General features: G+C 57.8%; 14 protein-coding genes. 3 read left to right on the forward strand and 11 right to left on the reverse strand.

The window, feature by feature from the left end:
* Positions 1-2 precede the first annotated feature (2 nt).
* The 4 genes from AC6I6H_RS14315 to AC6I6H_RS14330 form a co-directional block, all read right to left on the reverse strand.
* Positions 3-1,634, reverse strand: coding sequence for a response regulator (locus AC6I6H_RS14315; RefSeq protein WP_497954561.1), 1,632 nt, complete (start codon positions 1,632-1,634; stop codon positions 3-5).
* A 293-nt stretch (positions 1,635-1,927) separates the two neighbouring features.
* A complete protein-coding gene (locus tag AC6I6H_RS14320) occupies positions 1,928-2,650 on the reverse strand; it encodes an amino acid ABC transporter ATP-binding protein (protein ID WP_497954592.1) in 723 nt (240 codons plus the stop codon).
* Between the two features lie 13 nt (positions 2,651-2,663).
* Complete coding sequence (locus AC6I6H_RS14325; protein ID WP_497954562.1) at positions 2,664-3,311, reverse strand: amino acid ABC transporter permease; 648 nt, start codon at positions 3,309-3,311, stop codon at positions 2,664-2,666.
* A gap of 139 nt (positions 3,312-3,450) precedes the next feature.
* Positions 3,451-4,326, reverse strand: a complete 876-nt coding sequence (locus AC6I6H_RS14330) for a basic amino acid ABC transporter substrate-binding protein (protein WP_497954563.1) — start codon at positions 4,324-4,326, stop codon at positions 3,451-3,453.
* Between the two features lie 342 nt (positions 4,327-4,668).
* On the opposite strand from AC6I6H_RS14330, the gene AC6I6H_RS14335 reads away from it, so the two are divergent.
* Positions 4,669-5,493: a hypothetical protein gene (locus AC6I6H_RS14335; RefSeq protein ID WP_497954564.1), complete on the forward strand. Its 825-nt coding sequence runs from the start codon at positions 4,669-4,671 to the stop codon at positions 5,491-5,493.
* Between the two features lie 158 nt (positions 5,494-5,651).
* On the opposite strand, the gene AC6I6H_RS14340 is transcribed toward AC6I6H_RS14335, so the two are convergent.
* Entirely contained in the window at positions 5,652-6,716 is a 1,065-nt protein-coding gene (locus tag AC6I6H_RS14340) for a helix-turn-helix transcriptional regulator (protein WP_497954565.1), read from the reverse strand.
* Positions 6,717-6,919: 203 nt separating this feature from the next.
* On the opposite strand from AC6I6H_RS14340, the gene AC6I6H_RS14345 reads away from it, so the two are divergent.
* Positions 6,920-8,650, forward strand: a complete 1,731-nt coding sequence (locus AC6I6H_RS14345) for a permease (RefSeq protein ID WP_497954566.1) — start codon at positions 6,920-6,922, stop codon at positions 8,648-8,650.
* Between the two features lie 696 nt (positions 8,651-9,346).
* On the opposite strand, the gene AC6I6H_RS14350 is transcribed toward AC6I6H_RS14345, so the two are convergent.
* The 3 genes from AC6I6H_RS14350 to AC6I6H_RS14360 form a co-directional block, all read right to left on the reverse strand.
* Entirely contained in the window at positions 9,347-10,450 is a 1,104-nt protein-coding gene (locus AC6I6H_RS14350; protein WP_497954568.1) for an S-layer homology domain-containing protein, read from the reverse strand.
* A gap of 242 nt (positions 10,451-10,692) precedes the next feature.
* Positions 10,693-12,165, reverse strand: coding sequence for an alpha-amylase (locus tag AC6I6H_RS14355; RefSeq protein ID WP_497954569.1), 1,473 nt, complete (start codon positions 12,163-12,165; stop codon positions 10,693-10,695).
* A gap of 259 nt (positions 12,166-12,424) precedes the next feature.
* Complete coding sequence (locus AC6I6H_RS14360; protein ID WP_497954571.1) at positions 12,425-13,525, reverse strand: glycerol dehydrogenase; 1,101 nt, start codon at positions 13,523-13,525, stop codon at positions 12,425-12,427.
* Positions 13,526-13,715: 190 nt separating this feature from the next.
* On the opposite strand from AC6I6H_RS14360, the gene AC6I6H_RS14365 reads away from it, so the two are divergent.
* Positions 13,716-14,204, forward strand: a complete 489-nt coding sequence (locus AC6I6H_RS14365; RefSeq protein WP_497954572.1) for an SRPBCC family protein — start codon at positions 13,716-13,718, stop codon at positions 14,202-14,204.
* A gap of 471 nt (positions 14,205-14,675) precedes the next feature.
* Here the strand turns inward: AC6I6H_RS14365 and AC6I6H_RS14370 are convergent, their stop codons facing one another.
* The 3 genes from AC6I6H_RS14370 to AC6I6H_RS14380 all read right to left on the reverse strand — a co-directional run bounded on the left by AC6I6H_RS14370 (position 14,676) and on the right by AC6I6H_RS14380 (position 19,342).
* Positions 14,676-16,304, reverse strand: coding sequence for a sulfatase-like hydrolase/transferase (locus tag AC6I6H_RS14370; RefSeq protein ID WP_497954573.1), 1,629 nt, complete (start codon positions 16,302-16,304; stop codon positions 14,676-14,678).
* A 235-nt stretch (positions 16,305-16,539) separates the two neighbouring features.
* Positions 16,540-17,280 (reverse strand): suppressor of fused domain protein, encoded by a 741-nt coding sequence (locus AC6I6H_RS14375; protein WP_497954574.1) that lies wholly within the window; start codon positions 17,278-17,280, stop codon positions 16,540-16,542.
* Positions 17,281-18,775: 1,495 nt separating this feature from the next.
* Positions 18,776-19,342 (reverse strand): hypothetical protein, encoded by a 567-nt coding sequence (locus AC6I6H_RS14380; protein ID WP_497954577.1) that lies wholly within the window; start codon positions 19,340-19,342, stop codon positions 18,776-18,778.
* Positions 19,343-19,488: the final 146 nt, after the last annotated feature.

Here is a 19,488-nt window from a genome sequence, read left to right on the forward strand (position 1 = left end):
CCCTACTTGCGGAAATCGGCGGGGCTGACGCCGAAGTATTTTTTGAACATCCGGCTGAAATGCTCCGGCGATTCGTAGCCGATCTCTTCGGCGATTTCGTATCGCTTTTTGTCGCTCGACAGCAGCAGCTTTTTGGCTTCCTCCATGCGGACTTCCGTGAGGAAATCCCACAGGTTTTTGTCCGTCACTTTTTTGAAAAGGTAGCTGAGGTAATTGGGGCTAAGGTGGACTTCCCGCGCCACATCCTGGAGCTTCATGCCTTTGTTGCCGTAGGAATGCCGGATGTAGTCCATCGCTTTGAACACCGTGGAGCTTTCCCGGCGCTGCAGGCCGGTCAGAATCAGCTCGGCGGCGCGGGCCGCATAGTCCTTCAGTTCGCCGCGCCGCTCCCGCGAAGCGGCCGCCGGCGCGAGCCGATGCGGCTCCTCCGGCCACGGCTGGTCCTCCAGCACGTCGCGGAAATCCGCCAGCGCGCCGTACAACCGGTAAGCCGTCTGCAAAAGGCAGGTCGGCACCTGCGTTTCGGGCAGGCCCAGCCGGTCGAGCTCTCCGAACAGCCGGTCCACCTCCCGCCGCGCCTCGGCGGCTTCCGTGTGGCCGTTCAGCTCCTTCATAAACGCCTCCAGCTGCTGCTGCCAGCGGGCGAGCTGCTTGTCGGCGCTCCGTTCCACATCCCCCGCAAAATACACGGCGGGCTCCATCCGGTCGCCCCGCTTCAGCTCCAGCGTCTCCAGCGTTTCCCGGTACAGGAGCGGCACGCGGCCGAGGCCGGAGGCCGTCCGGCTGATGCCGATCCGCGCGCCCAGGCTCAAATAGCCCGCGATGTTGGCCGATACCGTCCGCGCGATCAGCTGCACCTGGGAGACAAGATCGGCGCCTTTTTGCAGCACTTCGTCCTCCCGAAACGAAAGCAGACAAATCAGGCGGCTCCCGTAGCCGTAAAACGAAAAGCCCTCCCAGCCAAGCAGGCTTTCCTGCATGACGTTCAGGGCTGCGTAAAGGAGCAGCTTGCGGTCGCGCAGACGAAAGCGGAGTTTGCCGCGCGGGCCCGCATGCAAATCCAGCTCGACGTTCAGGACGCAGTAGCAGGGACCGGGAAGCTCGACGCCGAGGTCCGCAAACACCCCGCTCAGTTCGTCCTCTTCCCAGCCGCCGTCCGTTTCGCTGATCCATTCGTTCAGCAGGATCGTTTTGACGGACAGGAGCTCCTCCATGGAATATTTTTGGCGGATCGTCTTTTCCCACAGCTTGCTGCGGTCGACCTGCTTTTTGTTCAACACCCCGCCGACCACCCGGATCAGCTCCTCGGACTCCACCGGCTTGATCAGGTAGTCGAGCGCGCCCAGCCGAAGCGCCTGCTGCGCGTAGTGAAAGTCCTCATGTGCGGACACGACAATGATGGGCAGGTTCGGCTGCTCGGTGAAAATGACCTCCATCAGCTCGATTCCGTTCATTCCGCCCATCTGGATGTCGGTGATCACAAGATCGAAGGTGTCCATCCGCAAATAATCCAAAGCTTCAAAGCCGTTCAGGGCCGTCTCCACCCGCGTGACGCCGAGGTCCGACCGGGAAAGAAACCGGCTGATCGCTCCGCAGACGATGGGTTCGTCGTCCACAACCAGAATGCTGTACATGCCCACCCCTCCTGTTTGTTATCCGGTTTGCGAGCGCCGCTCCCCTACTTTATACCACAGATAACGCCCTTCCTCGTTAAAAGATGGGCTTTTTGCAGGAAAAATTCCAATGCTCCGGGACGTTCGGCCATTCTGAAGTGCGCGAACCGGAAACGGGCATCACTTCCCATTATAGAAAACGCTTTCGGCCGGCTCGATGACGAATCTTCCGGGAAACGTGACCGATATTATGCCGCGCGGCGGACAAACGCAAAAAAGCAGGGACGCGTTCGTCCCCGCTTGTGATTTTCGCTTTACAGCACCTTGGAAAGAAACTCCCGGGTGCGTTCCTGCTTCGGCTGCGTAAACAGCTCGTGCGGAGGCGCCTCTTCCACGATTCTGCCCTGCTCCATGAAGAGCACCCGGTCGCCCACCTCGCGGGCAAAGCCCATTTCGTGGGTGACGACGACCATGGTCATGCCTTCCTTGGCCAGCTGCTTGATGACGGCCAGCACCTCGCCCACCATCTCCGGATCGAGGGCCGACGTAGGCTCGTCGAACAGCATGACCTTCGGCTCCATCGCCAAAGCCCGGGCGATAGCCACCCGCTGGGACTGGCCTCCGGACAGCGAAGCCGGGTATACGTCGGCCTTGTCCGTCAGCCCCACCTTGTCCAGAAGCTCCAGCGCTTTGGCCCGCGCCTTGGCCGGCTCCCATCCGCGGATGCGGACCGGGGCCAGGGTGATGTTGTCGATCACCTTCATGTGGGGGAACAGGTTGAACTGCTGGAACACCATGCCGACCTCCTGGCGGATTTCGGTGATGCGGGTCGTTTTGTCCGTCAGCGATTGGCCTTCGATGCGGATTTCGCCGCCTTCCGGCCGCTCAAGCAAATTTAGGCAGCGCAGGAAGGTCGACTTTCCCGACCCTGAGGGGCCGATGACCACCACAACCTCCTGCAAACGGATATCGACGCTGATGTCCTGCAAAATGACGTTGGAGCCGAAGGATTTATGAAGCCCGGTTACCTGGATGATCGGATTCATCGGCTTACACCTTCTTCTCGACGAATTGGAGGAGTTTGTTGAGCAGGTAGGTCAGGATGAAGTAAATAACGGCCGCCGTCAAATAAGGCTCCCAAACCTTGAAATACTGCCCGCGCATGGAGTTGCTCCAGTACATAATCTCCGGTACCGCGATAAGAGCGAGCAGCGAGGAGTCTTTGACGAGCACGATAAACTCGTTGCCGAACGCCGGTATCATCCGTTTAATGGCCTGCGGCAGAATAATGAAACGCATCGCCTGCCAATGGGTCATGCCGAGGGAATAAGCGGCTTCGGTCTGTCCCTTGTCGATCGATTGAATCCCGGCGCGAAAAATTTCGGCGGAATAAGCGGCCGAGTTCAGGGACAGCGCGGCGATCCCTGCAATGATGGCGTCCGTATGGCCGATGAGGGCGTACACCAGCCCGAAGTGAACAATCAGAATCTGCACATAAAGCGGCGTCCCCCGGAAAAAATTGATGTAGGCCAACGCCGGCCAGCGGAAAATCCACAGCCTGGACATGCGGCCGAAGCCGATGATCAGCCCGAGCACCGACCCGATCAGAATCGCCGCCAGCGACAGTCCGATGGTCCGGGCCATGCCTTCCAGGATAAGGGGCATGTATTCAAGAACAATGTCAAATCGGAAATCCATCCTGTTCTTCCTTCCGTTTTTTTCATGACAAAAGCATGCGCGATTCGGACCGGCGCATGCTTTGCTGCTTCTTGCAAAAGACCGGGCGGCAGAACGGCGCATATCAAAGGGAAACGTCCGTCCTGCTCAGCCCTCTCGGTTATTCCTTTGCTGCGTTCAGGAGGTTGTCGGTATTGGGCGATTCGCCGAACCATTTTTCGTAAATCGTCGCATAGGTTCCGTTTTCGATGACCGTCTTGATCGCCGGGTCGAGCTTCGCCTTCAGCTCGCTGCCTTTCGGGAACATGATGCCGTAATATTCCGGGGTAAAGTTGGCCGTGTCCGAAATGCTGACAAACTTCTTGTCCGGGTTGTTTTTGATGTATTCCTGTACGATGGCGATATCCGCCACTGCGGCGTCAACCCCGCCCTGCTCCAGCTCCATAAAGGCAAGAACGTTGTTATCGAATTTCTTGAGGTTCGAGCTGCCCGCTCCCATGATGCCGGTCATCAGGTCATCCGCGGTGGTGGCGTTCTGAACGGCGACCTTCTTGTCCTTCAGGTCCAGCGCGCTTTTCACTTCGCTGCCTTCCTTGACGAGAATCAGGTTGGTCGACTCGAAATAAGGAGCCGAAAAATCATACGTTTGCTCCCGCTCCGGCGTAATAGAGATAGCCGAAATGCCAGCCTGGTAATCCGTTCCCTGCTCCACGCTCAGGAACATGGTGTCCCAGCCCGTGTTCGTCACGTCGTATTCAATGCCGGCAACCTTCATCACTTCCGCCAGAAAATCAATGTCGAAGCCGACGATCTGATCCTTGTCCATGCTTTCCATCGGCGCGTATGCCGCGTCCGTGGCGAACTTGATCTTCCCGGCGGGCGCTTCGCTCGGGCTGGCCGCATCCGCCGATGCCGAGGGGCTTCCCGCTCCCGCCGCCGCGCTGGGGCTCGGGCTCTCTTCCGCTTCTCTTGCGCCGCAAGCTGCCAAAGTCAAGGCAAAAACGAACGTAAAGACCGCCAAGATGGTTTTTCTCATGCCGCTCCAACTCCCCTGAAATCGTTTAATGTTTTCCACTGGTAAAGTGATTCCTCATTAAAGTGATTCTATCAAGAAAGCAGGGAACGCACAACGCTAAATTTCATAAATTGTGAGATTACATTACATTGACGGCCATTTGTCACATTTGAAAGAAGCCGGATCGGTTTTCATGACGGCAAGCTTGACACCTGAGCGGGCATCCGGTATAGTTAGCCCCAATCGAATCAAAATGCGACCCATGCGACGGAAGCACCGCAGACCGGCCTTTGTGCCGTTCTTGCGGTGCTTTTTTGCGTTTTCCGCCCGCCTGGCGTCCCTATTCCGAAGAGGAGGTATGTCATGCTTCGCAAACCGTTTTTCCGTTTCTCCGTTCCGTTCTTGCTCTGCTTTCTGCTAGTGTTGTGCGCCGTACCCGGCGTCTCGCTCGCCGCAATGACCGATCCGGCGGCGCTGCAGCCCGCCGTCAGCCGTCTTGCCGAAGGCGCGGAGCCGTCGATCGGGTCCAGGCTCACCAGCCTCAACGCCGACCTGATTGCGGTCTGGAAGCAGGAGTCCGATCTGGCGGCCAAAACGAAGGATGCCCACTACCGAAATGAAGAAGAGCTGCTAGCCGTGAAGCAGCGGATCAAAGAGATCGATGCGGAACGGATCGTCCGGCTGGAGAAGGCCGTGCTGCAGGCCAAGGCGAAATACAAGCCGCTCCTGGAGCTGTACGCGGCGACCAGCAAGCAGGCGGACGCCGCTTCCCGGCTCGGCGGCAAGACGCTTGCCTCCGCACTCCGCGCCCAGGCCGCCGGGATGAAGTTTTCCGTGGACGCCGCCAAGGCGGACATCAAGGCCAAGGACACGGCCTGGAAGAACGCGAAAAGCGCCGCGGCCGCCAAAGCCAAGAAAATCCGCGCCGTTCTGGCCGAAACCGAGCCGCTGAAGGTTCGGCTGAAGGCCGAGAAGAGCGCCGGCAGCGCGCTGAAGAAAAGCTGCGATCCGTTGTGGTCCGCCTTCAGCCGGGAGGTAAAGCAGGGCAACGCCAAAAGCGCAGCCAATTCCCTGGATGCGCTCGTGAAGCTGTGCCGCCAGAGGGCGGAAAAGCAGCAGGCCCAGTACGATCTTGAGCGGAAGATCGGCGACGTCATCGCGCGGGCAAAGCAGATGCTCGCCGGCTGAAGCCGCGCCGCCGTACCGGACAATGCGCCGGATGGTGGAACGGACGATGCGCCGTCTTTGCCGGAGCGAATACTCGAACCGGGTTATGCGGCAGATCAGGAGAGCGGACGCATAACCCGGACTCTGCGGGAGCGCAGGAACATCTGACGCTTGCGCCACTATTCCCGCCCTTCGCCAAGGAAACGGCGGCGGTATTCGCGCGGCGTGACGCCTTCCCATTGGCGGAATCGGGCCGTGAAATAGGCGGGCTGCTGGAAGCCGACCTCGGCGGCGACCAGCCGCACCGGCAGGTCGGTTTGGAGCAGCAGCAGCTTGGCCTGCTCCAGCCGGTAGCGCAGCAGGTATTCCATCGGCGAGCAGCCGAACTGCTTCTGCATGCAGCGCGCGATGTACACCGGGTGGAAGCGCAGGCTTCCGCCCAGCTCTTCGGCGGTCACCGGCTCGCGGAAGCGCGCACGCAGGTAGGAGGCCGCCTGGTCTGCGATGCCGGCCGCCGGATTCGAAGCCCGCGCGGAAGACGAAGCGGCCAGTAGCTGGAGCACCTGCTGGAACAGGATTTGCTGGGTCCAGCGGACTTCGTCCAGATGCGAATCCCGCTCCAGGAAAGCGAGCCGCGTCAGAAGCCCGTAGGTTTCGGTCGGCTGCGCCAGATGCGTAAACTGGGGAATGCGCAGCGTAAAGTGGCCTTTGCGGAAGGAGCAGTGCGGAGCGCCCGGCGGCTGCGCCTTTTCGTCGGCGGCGCACCGCGCGAGTCCGGGCCGGTCCTCCTTGGCACCGGCTTTTGCCGCGCCGCTGTTCTCCCCGGCCTCATGCAGCGTACCTCGGGTCGCCGCGCCTGCGCCGGCCTCCCCGTCAGGTTGAAGCTCCGGTCCTGCGGCTCCCTTTTTTATCGTTCGTCCGGACACGCCTGCCGCGTTCTCAGGTCCGGCGTCAACGTGCCAGCCGCTTTCCGTCTGAAAATGCAGCCAGAACGATTCGGTGGTCTGTACGCAGCCGGCGGTCGGATAATGGTGCAGGTCGGGCCGCAAAATCAGCGCGCAGCCTTCCTCCACCTCATAATGGCGGTCTCCTTCTCCGATGAACAGGCCGCCGCGTTTGACCACCAGCAGATCAAACTCGCCGATGGCCCGCCGTTCCGGATGCCGCCTCCCCGGGCCTGCCACGTTATGGCCGCTTTGGATGTAATAGGGCAAAGTCGGGGCTTTGAAACAGATCGTTGTCATGGACGTTCTTCCTTTTGCACCGGAAAGTTGGATTCCTGATTGTTTTGGTTGGGTACGTCATACTATGCCATCAGTATAGCACCTATAATGAGGTGGAAAAAGAGCATTTGTTGCGCTTTCATTCCGCCCACCGCCAAAGTTGTTTGACCGATAGACGCGGACAGACACTCCAGCTGGCGAAGAGGCAAAACGGAGGACTTTACATGTCTCAAACCTACGAAAATTTCCGTCTGGCCATTTACTGCACCGCAAGTTGTCTGAACGGAAGCCTGGAGCAAATCGGACAAGAACTCGATTTTTTTGAAAAGCATCTCAAGGTATCGAAGGTCTACATTGAAAACCACCGGGGCGACACAAGCATTGGCGCGGACCGTCTGCGCGAGCTGAAGCGCTTTTTCGAGCAGCGGGGCATCGAGACGGCCGGCGGCATCACGCCGACGCTCGGAGACGCCTACCGGCCTGGCTTCAAAAGGCTGTTTGGAGGCATCTGCTATACCGAAGAAGCGTCGCGCGCCAAGTTCAAGGAAGCGGTAGAGACAGCAGCTTCGGTATTCGACGAAATTATTCTCGACGACTTCTTCTTCACAAACTGCCGCTGCTACGACTGCCTGAAGCGCAAAGGCGACCGGAGCTGGGAGGAATTCCGGCTGGAGCTGATGGCCGAGGTTTCCGAAAACCTGGTGGTCGGCCCCGCCAAAGCAGTCAATCCGAATGTGAAGATGGTCATCAAATACCCGAACTGGAACGAATCCTATGCCGCTTCGGGATACAATACGGAAGCGCAGCCGCATATTTTTGACGGCATCTATACCGGCACGGAAACGCGGGACCCCGCGATCAGCCAGCAGCACATTCCCCGCTACGCGTCCTATTCGCTTCTGCGCTGGATGGAACGGCTGAAGCCGGGACAAAACGGCGGCGCCTGGTTCGACAACTTTGACTGCACCACGATCGACAATTATCTGGAGCAGGCGCATTTGAGCGTCTTCGGCAAAGCAAAGGAACTGACGCTTTTCTGCTACCATTCGCTGAAAGACACCGTTTACGTGCCCGCGCTTGGCTTCCGGCTGGACCAATTGGACCGCGTGGCCGGGGAAATCGGAGAACCCGTCGGACTGCCGGTTTACCTGCCGCGTCACTCGCACGGCGAAGACCACCTTTACGATTACCTCGGCATGCTCGGCATTCCGCTGGAGCCCGTCCCGGATTTCCCCGAGGACATCAGCCGGCCGCTGCTTATCACCGAGGCCTCGGCGCGGGACGAGCAAATTGTCGAACGGCTGAAGCGTTATTTGCTTCAGGGCGGCAGAGCCGTGTTTACTTCGGGCTTCCTGACCCGCATGAGCGGCCGGGGCATCGAGGATTTCACCACGCTGCGTCCGACCGGCAAGAAAATGGCGGTGCAGCGGTTTGCCGCCGACACCAACTTGTGCAGCTTCGATACCTTCGAGGATGCCGCCGAGAAGATCCCTTTCCCGGTGTTTGATTACAGCACCAACGGCACCTGGCAGTCCATCGTCGCCTTGGACGGGCAAAACAATATCCCCGTTCTGATGTACGATCACTACGGCAAAGGCAAGCTTTATTCGCTGATCGTGCCGGACCAGATGGACGACCTGCGGAAGCTTCCGGCCGGAACCGTCACCCGGCTGCGCGAGGAGCTCCTCGGCTCCCTGCTCGCCTACAAGCTGGAAGCGCCCGCGTCCTTCGGCTTCTTCCCGTACGACAACGATACGTTTATGCTGGAGACCTTTGATTCCGTGGCCCGTCATTGGACGGTTACCGTCCCGGCCGGACAAGCGCTGGAATGCCTGTCGCGCCCGCGCGGCGGCTGCCGGCTGATAGCCGTAAACCCGGACGGCTCGTCCGTATACGGCGGACGCCTCTCGCCATCTTCGTTCGAAGTCCTTCGCCTTGCAGCCAAGGCGGACTGAAGATAACGAAGCGATAGTTCTCCACTCGCTGCGAAAGCGGAGCTGCGCCATCGCAGCGCTGCAAAGGCCCCTGTTGTGGATGGCATCGGGCTCCGAGTCGGTACGGGCTATCGGCTTCGGCGGCATGTCTGCGCGTTGACAGTGTGATGTCCCGGCCCGAAACAAACCGGCGGTCCTCATACAGGTTTCCCCGGGAAATGAATGGACTCTCATGCAAAAGACGAACCGGAAACGGAAAGGAGGTTCTCCTTTCCCTTTCCGGTTTTTCACAATTATTCTATGCTTTTTCGGCAGTTTGCCGGGCATGGCCCCCCTTAGGCCGAGACGTCATCAATGGTTGGCAATCTGATTATCGAGTGGGCGGCTCTTGCGGATAGCTGCAAAAATGCAACTAATGAAACGATTTTGACTCCTATTCGGCATATTATTTCAAAACCGCAACTATTTAGGCTCCAAACAGCAAAAACCGAAAAAATCGGACCATTAGTTGCTCCAGTGTTCTTATTCTCAACCATTCCCGTGTTCCGGCTCTAAATAACTGCATTCTTGCAATTAACTTACTAATAGTCGCTCCAATTACGGAACACGTTTGGGCCGCTTCCACCAAAAAGGCCGTCCCTCCAAAAATGAGGGACAGCCTCGTTTCATTCTAGACACTTATCTGCCGTCCGTGGCTAAGCCGGGCAAAAAACGGCGTTACTCCTTTTCCACCGTTCCCAGCATGGCATGGAACACCGTCAGGAACGGAACCTCTGATTCCCATACGTTCATGGTAATGCGATACGTCTGGCCGTCATGCGGCACGAGATAAATATACGTGCGGGTTTGGGCGTCCTTGGCGAATGCCTGGAAGTAAGCTTTCTCCACAAACGGTCCGCCGTCAGCCTTCGTCACCTCCGGCTGCGCGTCCGGATAAGCCAGTTTCAGTTCCTTCATGGCTATTTCCTTTTGCTTGTCGGTGTCGATGGTGTTGTCGACGACTTCAATGGTCATGGTGCTGCGCGGCACCTCGTCGGAGACGATGGCGTCTTTGCCGGCGCCCGCCGCATCCATGGTAAACCGGTCCGGCACGTAAATCGAATATCCTTGCCCCGCCTGGTAGTAAGCCGCTTCGGTCACCGTCTCGTCTCCGAAATCATACGACAGCGTGACGCTTTCCGGCGTATGGGCCGCGTGCTCTACCATGAAGTCGATCGTCTTGGACAGCCACAATGCAGCTTCGCTGCGGGTGATCGGCTGCTTCGGGTGGAAGGCGCCGTTTTTATCCAGCTCGGCGATTTTGGCGATCAGCAGCAGTTGAATGCTGCCCATCCGCTCCCGGGCCACCTGCTGTTCGTCGGAGATCAAGATGTACTGCTCCGTGAAGGCGTAGTCGCCTTTGGTGTCGAGCGCCTTGAACAGCAGATCGGCGTATTCCTCGCGGGTGATCGCCGCCTTCGGCTGCACATCCGCACCGACCGGCAGGCCAATTTCCTTGGCTGCGACAAAAGAATAGGCATACCAGGCGCTGTCGGGAATGTTCTTGAACCACCCGCTTGCCGGCGGAGCCTCCCATTCGGGAAGATCGCTTTCGATCTCAAGTCCTTTGACGATCATGCGGATTCCTTCCGCATACGTAAGTTTCGCCTTCGGGGCGAAGGTTTGCGCATTTTGGCCGGACAGGATGCCGGCTTGCTTCAAAGCCAGAATTTCACGCTCGGCGGCGTCGCCCTTCACATCACTGAAAGCGAATGCGTTACCCGCCGTTCCCAGCAGCACCGCCAGCCCGAGAGCAGCGGCCAACCCTTTTTTGTGTTTCATTCGTATCACGCTCCATCCAGTTGGTCGTTTCATCCATTTCTCCAGACGGACGCTTTCGGGCAAAGGTTGCAGGGAAAACTGGCGTTTTTCGCAAAGGCGCCCGGTTTCCGCGAAGCGGTTCTGTTTCTGCAAAGGCGCTCTGCTCCCGCAAAGCCGTACAAATTCCACAAAGGCGCCCGGTTTCCCCCGAAGCCGCTCTGCTTTCGCAATGGCGCTCCGCGATTAGGCAGGCTGCGTCCGTTTTATTCGGCCTCCAGGTCAATCTCCGGCCGAGCCCATACGGAGACGCTGCCGCCGTTGGCGAAAAACGACGCGAAGCCGTCCTCTCCGATCACCACCCGCTCCTCGCGTGTCCCGGTGAGATCAATCCACACCTCACCGGCCCGTTCCGGCCCGACGAACATCCGTTTTTCGCCGCCGTCCTGGTTGCTGATCACCACAGCGCAGCCCGATTTTTCCACCTCGGGTACGCCGCGCCGCACCCAGCCGATGAGGTGAGGGTCGTCGAAATAATCCTCCTGCTCTCCGTAAGCCCGGTTCCGGCGGGCGTAAAGGAGCGGGTCCAGGGCCGCCTTTTTCCCTTCGATGGGCTGCTCGCCCCCGATGCCGTAATAATCTCCGTAAAACACAACGGGGTACCCGTCCCGCCGCAGCAAAATAAGCGCATAGGCGCTTTGCTTGAACCAGTCCTCGACCCACGACTCAAGCGCTTCATGCGGCTGCGAATCGTGATTGTCCACGAAGGTGACGGCCTGCATCGGATGCGACTTCACCAGGGTGTCGTCGAAAATGGTGCGCAGGTCAAACGCCCCGCCCGCCTTGGAAGCTTCGTAAAGCTTGTAATGAAGGGTAACGTCAAACAGATCGATGCGGTAATCGACATTGTCCAAAAAGGTCTGGCAATCGGCCAGGATGGTGTTCCAGAACTCTCCGACAATGTAAAAGGACTCGCCCCGCTCCTTGACCATCGCTTTGGCAAACTCGCGGATATAGTTATGGTTGATGTGCTTGATCGCGTCCAGCCGGTAGCCGTCACAGTTCAGCGTAGAAGCGAGCCATTTTCCCCATTGGATCATCTCCTCGATGACCTTCGGGTGGTTGTAGTCGATGTTGGCGAACATCAGGTAATCGTAGTTGCCGAACTCGTCGTCGACGTTTTCGTTCCATTTTTTATTCTCGCCGAGAATCCGGTAAATGCCCGATTTGCCCGTCTTTGCGTCATAGTCCGTCCCGTTGAAATGCTCGAAGGTCCACTTGAAGGAAGAATAGGCGTCGCCGCGGCCCGGAAACGTGAACTTGGTCCATCCCTCGATGTCGAACGGCTCGGAAATCTCCTTGTGCCGGTCCTCCCGGTCCACCTCGATGACCCGGAACGTTTCCGTTTCGTCCGCACCCGCCTTGTGATTCATCACCACATCGACGTAGACGCCGATCCCCTGCCGATGGCATTCTTCAATGGCGTCCAGCAGCTGCTCTTTGGTGCCGTATTTGGTCCGGACCGTCCCTTTTTGATCGAATTCCCCCAGATCGTACAGGTCGTACACCCCGTAGCCCGTATCCTCGGCGGACTGCCCTTTGGTGACCGGCGGAACCCAGACGGCCGCGATGCCCAGTTCCTTCAGCTCGGCCGCCCGCTCCTTCAGGCGGTCCCAATGCTTGCCGTCCGAAGGCACATGCCATTCAAAAAATTGCATGATCGTATGATTCCGCACCACTCCAACCGCCTCCCCATGTTCTTGCTTGCATATACGTGAAAAAAACCGGCAAAAAACAAGACAGCGCGACCCGGGAGCGGATTTGCGTTCGCCTTCTCCCGGCGGGCCGTCCGCGGGAGCGCAATTCGCTTCCCGGGCCGTCCCGGTCGTTCCGCCTTGTTTCCATCCGATCTCTATCCATTGTTTACCCATCCAACCCGGAAGTTAAAACGTGAAAAAGGGCAATGCTGCCGCCCTCTGCTCAATGATCGACTAAACGTTACGGAACCTGCTGCTTGCTCAGCGCATCGACGGCCAGAATCGCATGGGCCACCTGCTCGGCCGTAATTTCATCCGACAGGTTGGACATCGTTTCATTCGGCTGCGTGGCGGCTTTCCCCACATTGAGCAGCTGCTCGTAATCGACCTGCTCCAGATGCAGCTCCTTCAAGGTTGTCGGCAGGCCGAGCTTCCGGTAAAAGGCGATGTACTTGAGAATCTCTTCCTCCGGATGGCGTTCAAGCATCAGCTGCACAAGCGTGCCGTATGCGACTTTCTCTCCATGCGTCAGATGGTGAATGTCGCCCGTCAAAACGGTAAAGCCGTTGTGAATCGCATGGGCCGCCGCCAAACCGCCGCTTTCAAAGCCGAGTCCGGAAAGCAGCGTGTTCGCTTCGACAACCGCCTCGACGTGCGGAGTGACCAGGCCTTTTTGCACCGCCTGATAAGCGGGAATGGCGTATTGGAACAACGTTTCTTCGCAGGCTTTGGCAATGGCCTGCGCCGCGATGCTCGTCTTCCCGCCGGACATTGCCGAGCCGTTGCTTTTTACCGTCGCCCGCACTTCAACCCAGGTGGCCATCGCGTCGGCAATTCCCGAAGCAAACAAACGCGCAGGCGCTTTTGCGACAACGGCGGTATCCACCAGGACCAGGTCGGGATTTTTATTGTAAAAGCGGTAAGACTCGAATACACCCGAGTCGCTGTAAATAACGGACAATGCGCTTGTAGGAGCGTCGGTGGATGCCGTGGTTGGAACAATCGCCACCCTGGCCTTCAGTTCATCTGAAACGGCCTTCGCCGTGTCCAGGGTTTTGCCTCCGCCAACGCCAATGACAAAATCAACGGAGTTCGCCTTCCCCTCTTCGGCGATCCGGTTCACTTCATTGGAAGAAGCCTCCCCGTTAAAAGAAACAAAATGAAACTCCATCTGCTCCGAGGACAAGCTTTGCTTGATGCGCTCCCCCGTAATCCCCCAAACCACGTCATCGGCCAAGATCAGCGGTTTGCTGCCCAGAGCCTTTGTCTGCCGACCCAGCTCCTGCAAAGCGCCTTGCCCTTGTATGTACTTGTTTGGCGAAATGAAAACGATGTTTGCCACCAAGATCAGCTCCTTAACATTTTTTGCCCTTTTAACATGTGCAGCCCATCCCAAACTATACCAAACTTCAGGCGGAATCCCTAACGGCTTGCTCATGGGCCCTGCTATGGAGCGGAGCAGCGGCGAGGCGATTATTTTGCATGATATAATACAGCGAGCGTAAACACATTGATTTGGAGGAGGACTTCTTTTGACAACTTCTAATGAAACGGCTGTAACAAGCGAAGTTATCATTCACTCCCCTTTGCCGCTTGTTTGGTATGCCTGGGTTATAGCTGAGAGAGTTACCGAGTGGTTTGCTCCCGAAGCGATCGTAGAAGCGAAAACAGGCGGAGCATATGAACTCTATTTTATTCCAGGGAACACGACGCAGATGAATACAAGAGGCTGCAAAATCGTTAAGCTCGCCGACCGGGAAGAGCTTCAGTTTACGTGGAAAGGCCCCGACCAATTTCAAAACCTGATGAACAAGGAAGACGCATTAACCGTGGTAAAAGCCAGCTTTACAAAGCTGGATGAAACCACGACCAAAGTCAATGTCCGTCATACAGGCTTTCAAAACGCCGAAGCATGGGCGGAGGCGATCAATTGGCATCAAATGGCTTGGTCAGGTGTTCTCGGCAGTTTAAAAGCGGCTCTCGAAAAAGGCGAAGGCAATTTGTGCTGCCAACCCGTCTAAAGGCAAGGTTATTGGCACGTTTCAAACAAATAACGCTTTCTTGGGCCAAAATGGCGAGCGGTTGGGAATCGAGCGAGCGAAGGCCACGAAGGGCCATGCAAATAAATGCAAAACGATCCTTATTTCCAATGATTTTCGAGTTCTGACAGGAAATAAGGACGTACACGCACTTATTTCTTACCAAACAAGCGATAATTGGAGAAAAGGAAAGGAATAGTTGCCTCTATGCAGCTATTCAGCCAAAAACAGCGAAAAACGGTGCAAATAGTTGCTGTTTTGCACTTCTTGTTCCACCCTGCCAGCGGAAGTCCTCCGGATGTCGGGAACTCTCAGGTCACCGCCCTGCAAAAAACGAGCCCCGGATGGTTCCAGCCAACTTAGACTGCTGCCGGGCACATGAAAAAGCGGCACCGCCCCACCCATCCGGTGAGAGCTGCGCCGCTTTTTTTTGATCCGCCCATCTCTATTCGTCTATTCGATTTTGCCCCAATATTCGCCGGCCCAGGTGACGATCTTGTACCAGTTCTTCCCCTGCCACTCCTGGGTAAAGTTCACGTTCTGGATGCCGACCGTGAGGTAAGACTTCGAAGTTTCGTCCGGCAGCTCGTACAGCTTGGTTTTGGCCTTGGTTTTGATCAGGCCCCACGTTTCCGTGATCGGATGCTGCGGTTGAATCCAGCCTTCCTTGCCTTCATGGACAAGCTTGTACCAGCCGCCCTCGCGGGAATCCCAGGCGGTGATTTCCGCCGCGGGCACCGTGACGCCCAGCTTTTCCCCGCCGGTGTGGGGAGAGGCGTACATCTCGGCGTCTTCGGTCAGGATAACCGTTTCTCCGAAATCCTCGGTCTTTTCCGGCAGCGTCGGAATGTAAGCGTCCGACTCCGCGAACCGCCGCAGCACCTCCGCTTCGGTCGCCGCGTATTCCGTTTCCGCCGCTTCGCGCTGCTTGCCCGTTGCGGTGTCGAACGCGATGCTCTTGCTCGGGTTGTACAGCGTACCGCCAAGGACATAGGTGCCCGGATCGGCGTACGCGCCCCGGACCGCAACCGGATGCTCCTGCCCTTGCGTGAGGTCGTATCCGAAAAAGGTATAACCCGGGTTATATTCCATCACGCTCAACAGCGTAGGGAGCATATCCAGATGGCCGCCCTCCGTCGGGCTATTTTGCGGCGCATGGTCCGGATGATGGATCAAAAACGGAACCTTCAGCGCGTCCACCAGCGTATAGTCATGGCCGAGGAAGTCCTTCAGCGCCTTCGCTTCCGCCTCCTCCACCATTCCCATCTGGATTCCCGTGTGATCGCCATACGCCACAAACACCGTATGCTCCCAAAGCCCCGTAGCTTTCAGCCGCTCGATAAACCGCCCGAGCGCCGCATCCGCGTAATGGGCGGCCTGCAGGTAAGCCCCCGCCAGATTGCCTTGGTATTCCGGAGGCAACACCAGCTCCTCGAATTTATCCGGCAAGTTGAACGGATGGTGGCTGCTCATGCTGATGATGTGCGCGTAGAAAGGCTGTCCCTTTTTCGCAAATTCCTCCAGGACGCCAAAGCCTTTGTCGTACAGCACATCGTCGGAAGCGCCGAACCCGATGAAATCCTCGATGCCGAAAAACTTTTTGTCGTAATAATGCTGAAAGCCCAGCGCCGTATAAAATTCCTTCCGGTTATAAAACATGGCGTTGTTCGTATGCATCGTCACCGTCTCGTACCCTTCCGTGCGCAGGTAACGGGCCAGCGAATTGTACTGCTTGTTCGGCTCGACGAACGAGATGACGTTTTTCGGCGCGAGCGGATGCAACGAGGTGTTGAACATAAACTCGGCGTCCAGGGTGTTGCCCGCGCCGTTCTGCAAATAAAAATTCGGGTAATAAAGCGATTCCCCGATAAGGGCGTTGAGGTTCGGCGTGATCACCTGCCCGTTCAGCTCCTTGTTCAGCACAAACGACTGGAACGATTCCAGCTGCACGGCGATCACGTTTTTCTTGCCGCTCTTCTCGTACATGTTTCCGAGCGCTTTGCTCGTCGGCTCTCCCAAGGAGCCTGTCGTGATCACGGCCATCAGCATAACGCCGATGATGATCAGTAATCGTTTTCTCATAGCTGCGTCCTCCGCACCCGGTCCTCCCGGTTTGCTGTTTCCGGGGTGGAGCAAGCGCCATTTTCCCGCCAATTGCGAAGAGTTTAACATAGCCTTAACAATTGTAACAAAATCGCATCGCCTTGTGGAGGGTTTCCATGAATGTTTGGTTAACATCCGGGGGGCGGGAGAAAAAAGAACGGCGGGAAGAAAAACAAAAAACCGGAGCGGATGCTCCGGCTTGTCCGAGCGTACGTTATTTCTTGAAAAAGGAGAAAAGCGAGGCCTTGCCTACGTTTTTCCGGTCCAGCTGGATGACTTCATTGATACCCGCTTTGTCGAACCGCTCGGTAAGGGCATCGGCTCCGCGCTTCAGCTTCAGGTTCATTTCCTCTTCGTAAAGCGGCACCAGATTATAAAACCGCACGATGCGGTCATCGCCCATCGGAAGCGTGAGGAATTCCTGTGAAACGTCGACGGGAGGAAGCAAAATAAAGCCGTTGAGCCTGGTGTTCGACGCCAGCGGACCGGCCGGGTCGCCGTTCGGAATCGTGTGCCCGAAGCCGAACCAGGTGTCGTATTCATGCGGGAAGCGGGCCAGCACCTTCAGCCAGCGGACCGGCCAGTAGTTGTCCGGGTTCTCGAAGGCCTCCTGGGAAATCGGCCACGACGCGGGGAGGCAGACCATCAGCTCCGCGTAGCAGAACTCCTCCAGCCCCTCCGGTACCGTCATCGGAAGATAACTCATGCCCGTCGTAAAAAGCACATGATAAGGGCGTTCCGCCGTCGGCTTGATGTGATGCACGTCCACATGGATCAGATCGGAAACGATCTCGTGAAACACCTGATCCGCCGGACCGTAAAAGCGGGCGACGTGCTGCTCGATTTTCTCCATCCAGCCTTCCTCGCCGAATTCGGGCGGCTGCCACTCTCTTTCTTTTGCCTCGTACCGGTAAATCGGGCTTCCGCCCTCGGAATATTCAGTCGGTTCCGTCAAATGAATCGTCTCCTTCTCTCAGATATTGGATGGCACTGTAGTCTATCCTATCGCAAACCCGGCGGAAAAACCATGCGACGTGCGGGGGAATTCGGAGGTGGGGCGAACGGGCGGCGGAAAGCGTAAAGGCCAGGCTGGAAGAGTCGGGAAAGGCCCGGCCGGGGGAAAAAATTTAGAGATGCCGGATAGACGGACTTTGATTAGCGGGAGCCGGCTGACAAGTTGCATAGGATCGGAGGCGGACCGGTCGCTCGTCGGAAGAATCGCAAGGGTCGGAGGACACTTGCCAGAGAGACGCCATAGTGGAGAGATGCAACCGGGGGGAAGAAGGCATAGGCTCGGGCAATGCGCCGGTAAAGTTGCATGTGGTCGGCGGATTTATGGAAAAAGTTGGATAAGCCCAGGCGACGTTTGTTGAGGCAACGGCAAAGAGTGGGCGAATTTGTGGAGTAAGGTGGATATGTTCGGGCGACGCGCCGGGAAAGTTGCATAGGGTGGACGATACCGCCGGGGGAGGTTGCTTAGAGTAGGGGGCTAGTTGCATACGTTCGGAAGCCCGCTTGTAAAACTAGCTTTGGGTTGGGGCGCTCGCTGCGGGGCGACATTGGGGGACACGGTTATGATGCAGGTGGCTAGCAGTGGCGGTTGGGGAACTCGAAGGCAAAACCGGAGGACGGTGGGCGGCGGGCGGTTGGCGGCGGGTGCTGGTGGCGGGCGGTTGGCGGCGGGTGCTGGCGGCGGGCGGTTGGCGGCGGGTGCTGGCGGCGTCTTCGACATTGTCCCGGGGTTGTCCGGGAACCGGCGCTCCTACTTCGCAACAAACGAATATGCCTAGCGCAACGAAGGCTTGATCACGCATCCCCCGCTTACCCGGGCGCGCCCAGTCTCCCTCCCTGGGACACCAAGCGCTTTTTAACATGCTTATGGAGATGTCGGGTTGGCTGACCCGTAATATAACGAACCTAATGGTGCAATTTCTACGATGGCCCGGAGGACAGGTGGGCTACGAGAGGACAGGCGGGCTACGGCAGGATAGGCGGGCTACGGCAGGATAGGTGGGCTACGGCAGGACAGGCGGGCTAACGGTTGCCACAGAGGTTATTGGGGCGAAAAAGGGCATCTGCAAATTGTAACGGTTGCCATAGAGCTTATTCTCGGTTTTTTGGCCTGCCAAGGCTCTTTTTCCGGCTAATAAGCTCCGTGGCAACCGTTAGAAATTCAAAAGCGGCTTTTTGGGCCAAATAGCCGCTGTGGCAACCGTTAGAGTTCCGTCCTTTGCCGAAAGCGTTCTTCCGGCGGCCTTCCGGCGGTCTTTCGCCGCTGTTCCCATTCAGCGGGAGAAGCTTACCGGACGGAAACAAGCCGTAAAAAAGCCGGCCGCGAGACGGAAGGTCTCCCGGCCGGCCGGTTCTGTCAGTGAAGTGCCGTTGCTATTAGTCGGCTTGCTTCTAGCGCCCCGTTCGGCAGCCGATACGCCGAATACGGCACCTGCGGTTTAATCGCGCGGAGGCTTGGTCCCGTCAGCCTGCTCGGCGGCGGAGGCGGCCGGCATATCCGCCGCTGCATTTGCGGCCCCCGGCGTCCGCTGCGCAAACGAGCTGCCTTCCTCCGAAGCGCGATAAGTCACGAGCCCTTTGCCGGACAACCTGCCGTTCGAGCCGCCTGCACCGTCTTCCGCCAAGCTTCCCCGCGTCTCATCCCGCACCGGAGCATTCTCGCGTCCGCCCCCGCCAAAGGCAAACTTGTCCCGGGTTCCGCTTACGCCGGACGGGTGATACTCGTGCGCGCCGCTTACCCCCGAAGGGTGATACTCGTGCGTGCCGCCTTTGCCGGATGGATGCAGCTCCCGCGTTCCGCCCCGGCCCGACGGATGGTAGGAATCCGTCTTGGGCGCGCCAAAGCCAAGCCCGTCGGGAATTGCATTGATCTTCGCCGATACTTCGTTCAGCTTTTCGTTCAATTCCCGGATTTTCTCCTTCGTCTTGTCTACGGTATCGTGCAGCTTGGCCCGTGTCTCCTCCGCCGATTTCCCGGCGCCGCGCCCGTTGTCCGATTTGCTCATGTCCATTCCCTCCCTGCGCGTTTTTTCTTTTTTACCCGGACGGCCCCTCCCCTAAACGAAGAAGCTTGCCTCCTGCCGCCCGGCGTAACGTATAATAGAAGAAAACCGGCCCGGGATAGAAGTTATCCTCCCGGACGAATGCCTGA

The sequence above is a fragment of the Gorillibacterium sp. sgz306347 genome (genome assembly GCF_059735245.1).

What these genes read in the sequence shown, in the direction of transcription:
- AC6I6H_RS14315 (WP_497954561.1), bottom strand. Translation starts at nt 1,634, where the DNA reads ATGTACAGCATTCTGGTTGTGGACGACGAACCCATCGTCTGCGGAGCG.
- AC6I6H_RS14325 (WP_497954562.1), bottom strand. Translation starts at nt 3,311, where the DNA reads ATGGATTTCCGATTTGACATTGTTCTTGAATACATGCCCCTTATCCTG.
- AC6I6H_RS14330 (WP_497954563.1), bottom strand. Translation starts at nt 4,326, where the DNA reads ATGAGAAAAACCATCTTGGCGGTCTTTACGTTCGTTTTTGCCTTGACT.
- AC6I6H_RS14335 (WP_497954564.1), top strand. Translation starts at nt 4,669, where the DNA reads ATGCTTCGCAAACCGTTTTTCCGTTTCTCCGTTCCGTTCTTGCTCTGC.
- AC6I6H_RS14340 (WP_497954565.1), bottom strand. Translation starts at nt 6,716, where the DNA reads ATGACAACGATCTGTTTCAAAGCCCCGACTTTGCCCTATTACATCCAA.
- AC6I6H_RS14345 (WP_497954566.1), top strand. Translation starts at nt 6,920, where the DNA reads ATGTCTCAAACCTACGAAAATTTCCGTCTGGCCATTTACTGCACCGCA.
- AC6I6H_RS14350 (WP_497954568.1), bottom strand. Translation starts at nt 10,450, where the DNA reads ATGAAACACAAAAAAGGGTTGGCCGCTGCTCTCGGGCTGGCGGTGCTG.
- AC6I6H_RS14370 (WP_497954573.1), bottom strand. Translation starts at nt 16,304, where the DNA reads ATGAGAAAACGATTACTGATCATCATCGGCGTTATGCTGATGGCCGTG.
- AC6I6H_RS14380 (WP_497954577.1), bottom strand. Translation starts at nt 19,342, where the DNA reads ATGAGCAAATCGGACAACGGGCGCGGCGCCGGGAAATCGGCGGAGGAG.